This window comes from Deinococcus marmoris (assembly GCF_001949125.1).
Classification (GTDB): Bacteria; Deinococcota; Deinococci; order Deinococcales; family Deinococcaceae; genus Deinococcus; species Deinococcus marmoris_A.
Genome location: NZ_MSTI01000030.1, coordinates 25,506 through 31,505 on the forward strand (window position 1 = coordinate 25,506; position 6,000 = coordinate 31,505).

The 6,000-nt window shown below is 63.3% G+C and carries 6 protein-coding genes, 2 tRNA genes and 1 rRNA gene; 5 read left to right on the forward strand and 4 right to left on the reverse strand.

Annotated elements, in window-relative coordinates; genetic code table 11:
- Positions 1 to 9 precede the first annotated feature (9 nt).
- Positions 10 to 84 (reverse strand) — tRNA-Val (locus BOO71_RS04620).
- 35 nt (positions 85 to 119) lie between these two features.
- Positions 120 to 193, reverse strand: a tRNA-Cys gene (locus BOO71_RS04625).
- A 506-nt stretch (positions 194 to 699) separates the two neighbouring features.
- On the opposite strand from BOO71_RS04625, the gene rpmH reads away from it, so the two are divergent.
- From rpmH to yidC, 4 genes are all read left to right on the forward strand, one after another.
- Complete coding sequence (gene rpmH, locus BOO71_RS04630) at positions 700 to 843, forward strand: 50S ribosomal protein L34 (RefSeq protein WP_029482962.1); 144 nt, start codon at positions 700 to 702, stop codon at positions 841 to 843.
- Positions 844 to 928: 85 nt separating this feature from the next.
- Positions 929 to 1,372, forward strand: coding sequence for a ribonuclease P protein component (gene rnpA, locus BOO71_RS04635; protein WP_075830805.1), 444 nt, complete (start codon positions 929 to 931; stop codon positions 1,370 to 1,372).
- Positions 1,369 to 1,725 (forward strand): membrane protein insertion efficiency factor YidD, encoded by a 357-nt coding sequence (gene yidD / locus BOO71_RS29285; RefSeq protein WP_083652989.1) that lies wholly within the window; start codon positions 1,369 to 1,371, stop codon positions 1,723 to 1,725. The genes rnpA and yidD overlap by 4 nt, the downstream gene beginning before the upstream one ends.
- Positions 1,725 to 3,368 (forward strand): membrane protein insertase YidC, encoded by a 1,644-nt coding sequence (gene yidC, locus BOO71_RS04645; RefSeq protein ID WP_075830799.1) that lies wholly within the window; start codon positions 1,725 to 1,727, stop codon positions 3,366 to 3,368. Before yidD ends, yidC begins: the two co-directional genes overlap by 1 nt.
- A gap of 88 nt (positions 3,369 to 3,456) precedes the next feature.
- Here yidC and BOO71_RS04650 read toward each other — a convergent pair whose 3' ends face one another.
- Together BOO71_RS04650 and BOO71_RS04655 are read right to left on the reverse strand one after the other, a co-directional pair.
- A complete protein-coding gene (locus BOO71_RS04650; RefSeq protein WP_075830800.1) occupies positions 3,457 to 4,401 on the reverse strand; it encodes a hypothetical protein in 945 nt (314 codons plus the stop codon).
- Positions 4,402 to 4,453: 52 nt separating this feature from the next.
- Positions 4,454 to 5,182 (reverse strand): phosphodiester glycosidase family protein, encoded by a 729-nt coding sequence (locus BOO71_RS04655; RefSeq protein ID WP_254843017.1) that lies wholly within the window; start codon positions 5,180 to 5,182, stop codon positions 4,454 to 4,456.
- 669 nt (positions 5,183 to 5,851) lie between these two features.
- On the opposite strand from BOO71_RS04655, the gene BOO71_RS28230 reads away from it, so the two are divergent.
- Positions 5,852 to 6,000, forward strand: a 23S ribosomal RNA gene (locus tag BOO71_RS28230); the annotation flags it as partial.

The following is a 6,000-nucleotide window of genomic DNA, read 5'->3' on the forward strand; positions in this document are numbered from 1 at the left end:
CTTTGTGGATGGTAGACCCGAGCAGATTTGAACTGCTGACCCCTACAGTGTCAATGTAGTGCTCTACCCCTGAGCTACGGATCTGAAACGAGGTGCGTCTTTAAAAACGGGTGCTGCTCTGGAGGCGCTGACCGGACTCGAACCGGTGGTGGAGGTTTTGCAAACCTCTGCCTTACCACTTGGCTACAGCGCCGCACTCTGGCAAAGCCTTATTTTCCAACACGGTCCTCTCCAGCGCAAAGAATGTTAGCACGGTCTTTGGAAGCTGTAAACCGGGGTCCAGCCCGCAGCCCACAGAGCGTAATTCTGACACGGCAAGGGTCTGTGGACTGCCAGTAACGGCTCAGAGGCTCGTTCGTCGAAAGCCACCGGGGAGAGGTGGTCCAGTATTGAGGCGATGCTCTCCCTTACGGCGTTGCCTCAGATGGCTGCGTACCTGCTGCGTCGTGGGGGAGACTGGCAGGGGGAAGGTCTGCTGCCAAGTAGTTCCGCGCCACGATGGATTTGCCGTATCTGGAGCAAGTACTGACTTTGCAGACACCTCTACCTGCCTCTTTTCCCCGCTCGCTCCGGCGTGCTACACTTCTCCAGTTTGCCCCCTGAGTGGGGGCGGGATTTGCTGCTTTTCTCAGGGCAATCCACGCAGAACTGGCCGCGCCCACGGCATGACCGGGTGGGCCGCCTGGAAGGAGAACGACCATGAAGCGTACCTATCAACCCAACGTCCGCAAGCGCGCCAAGACCCACGGCTTCCGCGCCCGCATGAAAACCAAGGCTGGCCGCAACATCATCGCGCGCCGCCGTGCCAAGGGCCGCCAGCAGCTAACCGTCGCCGACGAGTAGTCGTTAAAAGCGGTTTTCTATCGCCCACGAAGAACAGTCCAGCGCCACGCAGGTACGGCCCCGCCGTCCGGTGGCGCTGGATTCTTTGCGTGGTGACCGCGAATTCCGCAAGGTCCGCAACCACGGTGTGGCTGTGCGAGACCCGCTGTTCACCCTGCGCCTGACCGAATATCGCCCGCGTTACGGCGAGGTCTGGCAACCACGCGCCATCATGGGCATCGTGGTGTCCAAGAAAACACTGAAGCGTGCTGTGGACCGCAACCGCGTGCGCCGCCGCGTGCGCGAGGCGTTGCGGACCCTGCCGGGCGGCCTGCCGCCGTGCCGCGCGATTCTGCTGCCCAATCCAGGCGTGTTGGCCGTGCCGTTCACTGAGTTGCAGGCTGCGCTGGCCCGCGCGATTGCCAAAGCGCCCAGTCAGGCGAAGAGTCAGGGCAAGCGCGGCGGCAAAGCCGGGAACCCCCGGCAGTCTGCCCGCGTATCTGAGCGCGTGACCGCTGTTTCGCCCACCCCGCCCAAGGACCGTCCGTGAGCCTCGCCTCACGCGGCCTGGTGGGGGCTGTGCGCTACTACCAGCGGGTGCTATCGCCGCGCAAGCCGGTGCCCACCTGCCGTTTTTCGCCCACCTGCTCGGAGTACGCCGCGCAGGCCATCGAACTTCACGGTGCCGTCAAGGGCGGCTGGCTGGCCGCGTGGCGGGTGGCGCGCTGCAATCCCCTCGTGCCGGGGGGCTACGATCCGGTGCCGGACCATTTTCCGGCGCAGCATCATTCGGAGGGGGCCAGCAATGCCCCGCCCCCAGCTTCTGTGTCGCTGACTTCCCCGCCCCCGCCTGCCTCCCAGAAAAGCCCTTCCTCCACCCCTAAAAAGAGACGCGTATCCTGATGAAACCCAGACTGCTCCTACCTTTAATCGCCGCCACGGGCGCGCTGCTGCTCACGGGCTGCGGACAGACCGGGCCGCTGCCGGTGTTCGGCAAGGCCATCATCTCCGGCTGGATCAAGGCCGACTTCGACGGCAAGCCCGGCGACGAGTACATCGCCACCAGCAACCTGCAAGACGTGGTGTTCAATGAGCGCGGCGAGGTCATCGGCTGGTTCGTCAAGAGCTACGCGGGCACGCCGTACATCAAACGCAAGGCCGATGGCACTGTTGATCTCAGCGGCCTGAAAGCGCAGGCCAGTCTGGTCAACATGGTGGGAGACCGCAAGGCCTTTGCCCTGACCGGCGGCGGCCTCGATCCGGCAAAAGCTGCCGAAACCACTGTGCCGCAACTGTCCACAGACCTGCCCGCCAACGAGCAGACCGCCGTCTTCAAGTACACGCAGGGCGGCGTGAGCGTGACCAAGACCGTGGTGCTGCACCCGCGCAACTTCAAGATCGACCTGAAGACGGACGTGACGGGCGGCCCGGCCACCGTCAATATGCTGTTCCCCGGTCTGGGCAAGAACGACAATCCCAGCGTCAAGGCCGTCCCCGTGGGTGGGGAACCCGTCACCGTGCAGGGCAGCGGGACGCAGAAAGTCCAGAACATCCAGTACGCCGCCCTTCAGGAAAAGCCCAACCAGCTCGCGCACGCGCTGATCATTCGCCCGCAAAAGGGCACCACCGTCAATACCACGCTGACCGGTGGCGAGCAGGGCCTGATCACGGCCAGCCTGCCGGCCGCCAGCAACCTGGAAGTCTACGGCGGCAAGAACGAGCTGATCCACCTGTATCAGAGCGGCTACAGTGAATTGCCGGGCCTGTTTGCCCCCAACGTCTTCGGCAAGATCAGTCTGGTGATCGTCAAGATCATGGAAGAGATCTACAAGGTGGTGGGCAACTGGGGCCTCGTGCTGCTGCTGCTGACCGTGCTGCTGCGGCTGATCATGTGGCCGCTGATGCAGGCGCAGGGCCGCACCACCGCCCGCATGCAGGTGATGCAGCCCCGGATCAAGGAGATTCAGGACAAGTACAAGGAGCGCAAGGACCGCGATTCTCAGGTGGCCATGCAGGCCGAGATGCAGCAGCTCTACAAGCAGTACAACTTCAACCCGGCGGGCTGCGTGTCCACCTTTATCCCTTTTCCGGTACTGATCGCGCTGTGGTCCACCATCCGCAACTTCGAGTTCGACAGCGGTTTCCTGTGGCTGCCGGACCTCGCGATCCCTGATCCCTTCTACTTCCTGGCGCTGCTGTACCTGATCGTCAACATCGGGCAGCTCTATGTCATGACCCGCAAAAACCCGCAGATGTTCAAGCAGCAGGCGTTCATCTACCTGATCTTCCTGTACTTCGCCCTGACCTTCCCGGCAGGGGTGACCATCTACATCATCGTGTCCACATTGATCGGCATCGTGCAGCAGGTGATCATCAACAAACAGGTGGAGGCCGAGACCGCCACCATCGGTCAGCGGATTCAGAAAACCGTGGCTGCGGGTGCAGGCGGCACGGGCAAGGTCGTGATCGCCAAAACGGCCCCGAACATGCCCGGCGCTACCAAGACCCGCAAAGCGCCCAAGACCCTGGACGCGCCCAAAGACTGAAAGCTGTCCATAGGAAGCCGCCCTGCCGTAATGGTGGGGCGGCTTTTTTGATCATTAGCTCCACTGCTCCATTCGTCCTACTGCGGTCCTACTGCGCCAGCCGTCCCCACGCTTTCAGCGTCAGCAGGGCGTCCAGCGTCAGGGCGCTGCGCCACTCGGCCTCGGCGGTGGGCCAGTCATCGGGAAACTGCCCGAACCAGTTCCAGCTCGGCCCCCACGAGCCATCTTCCGCCTGGGAGGCGATCAGATGCAGCAGGGCGGCGCTCAGCGGTTCCTCCAGCGCGTGGGCCAGCGGATGCTCCGGGGTGGGGGCGGCCATCAGCGGATTCAGACCGTGTGCGGCAAATTCATCAGGAGTGGCCTGGACGCGGCCCGGCAGCACATCGGCCAGATACTCCAGCACGGGCAGGCGGTGATCGTCGGAGATATTGAGGCTTCCGGCAAACACCGCCGCCGCCGCGTGGCCGTTCACGTCACCGTCTTCCAGTCCGGCCAGCATGGCGTCGCGTGCCTCGATGGTCAGTTGGGCCAGCAGGCCTTCCGGCAGCAGCGCCGGCCAGTGCCACAGCCGCCCCACGATCTCGGCGCGCGGATTGACCCGGAAGCCGCCGAAGGTCCGCGCCAGTTCGCCGGCCCTGCCCTGGTTCCACCACGGCGCGTGTGGATGCGCCTCGGCCTGTGGGGGCAGAAAGGGCCACACGCTGCCGTCCAGATCGGTGTGGAGGTGGGCGTGCAGCCAGTCCACGGCGTCGGTCAGCAGGGGTTCATGCGCCGGAACCTCCAGTTCGTGCAGCACGCGCAGGGCCATCATGGTGGCCAGCACGCTGCTGTCCGGGGCGCGGCAATCCGGTTCCAGCGCCTGCCCGAAACCGCCGTTCTCGTTCCGGTAGGCGCGCAGGGCTTCAAGCACCTCTGGCTTCTCGGCACCTTCAAAAGCGTGGTGGAAGCGGGCCGTGTCCAGCGGCCTCCCTTTCTCCTCCAGAAAAGCGCGGGCGCGGGCGAAAGCCTCCGGCGTCAGATCAGGTGTGGGCATACGGGAGCGTAGCACCGGGGCCGGAATGCCAGGGCTGAGAACATCCCTGCTGTCAGCGGCTGACCGTCCAGATGCCCGCGAAGTCCGCCAGTTGGGTGTTGTTCTCGGGCGTCGCGTAGGCGCTGATGCTGCCGTCCAGATACAGCGCGTCGGGGCAGTTCAGGCGGTCCCGGAAGAATACGGCGAAGGCGTAGAAATTGACTGGCCCGGCACTGACCGCGAAGCGCACCCGTCCGTCCTTGCACACCCCCACGCCGCTGCGGACCTTGAACGAGCTGCTGCCTTTGTTGAAGGCTGGATGCACCTGCCCACCCGCCAGCAACAGTGGCCCGGACTGTGTGGCAAACGTCGGCTGCGGATTCAGGCGTTTGTAAGCCCCCGTTTCCGTCACGCCCGCCCGTTGCCCCCTGATCCAGAAAACCCCGTTGGGCAGCAGCGCGAAGTTGCCGCCCGAACGGGCATTGTTGATCCCCACCAGCGTCTTGCCATTCTCCACATGCAGGCCCAGCGGACGCAGCCCCGGCGCGTAGATACCGCTGTTGGTGGCGAACAGTATCGTTTTCCCCGTCTTCCGCAGCCGCTGCTGTACCTGCGAGAAGCTGGCGTAAGGCTGGCCCGTGGTGGGATTCAGCCAGTGCAGTTCCAGGCTGTCTTCTGTCAGATCAACCTCGGCCACGGTGTACAGCATGCCGCCGGACACCACTTTTTCTAGTTTGAAGGCGTGGGAGGCGGGGCTGCACGACATCAGCAATATCAGGGGAAGAAAGCGGAAGACGGTCATCGGGAAGCATCATGCCGTTCGGCGGGCGCTGGGGGAAAGGGCAAGGCAGCCCCCGCATCGTTTTCGGGACGTGACGATAGAAGTGTTCTTGCCCCGCGCCCATCAACGTTGTCGACATGCTGGTGACGCGGGAGGCAATTTTTGGCTTGGCAGCTCCTCACCAGTCTTCGATACGGAAGCAGTGTCCCTGAACCACCGATCCGAGCCGTGCCTTCCGCGTCAGCGAGAGATTGGAGGATAGCGTCAAGCAGAGTGGCTATGGCCGGGAAGGCGGCCCCTGGGGCATTCAGGCATATCTGAAGACCTAGTACTTGGGCATGACCGTGCGCCGATCTCCCAGTTGCTCTGGGTGAAGGTGGGCTGCGTGGATCGTTCGCGCGGCCCCCACTCTTTATCTGGAGCAGGAGAGCGTGAGGAAAAAAGCCGTCAGCAACGCATTTTCCGGTCTGAGGCAGGCTCCAATCGGGCCAGTCGATGCACGCCGATGGCGAGGGGGGTTGACAGTTCTCTGAATCCCCTGTATCTTTTCTGAGCCTCCAACGAGGCGGGAAGCATGACAACCGAGCGTGAAAGAGCGAGAGAGACGCGAAATAACCTGCGTTGACCTCCATCCCAACCGGTCTTCGGACTGGAGCAGATAGAGGCCACGCATTGAGAATCAGAAGGAAAGGTCAAGATACTAAGGGTCCACGGTGGATGCCCTGGCACTGGAGCCGATGAAGGACGCGATTACCTGCGAAAAGCCCTGACGAGCCGGAGATACGCTTTGACTCAGGGATGTCCGAATGGGGAAACCCACCTGTTTACAGGTACTTCCG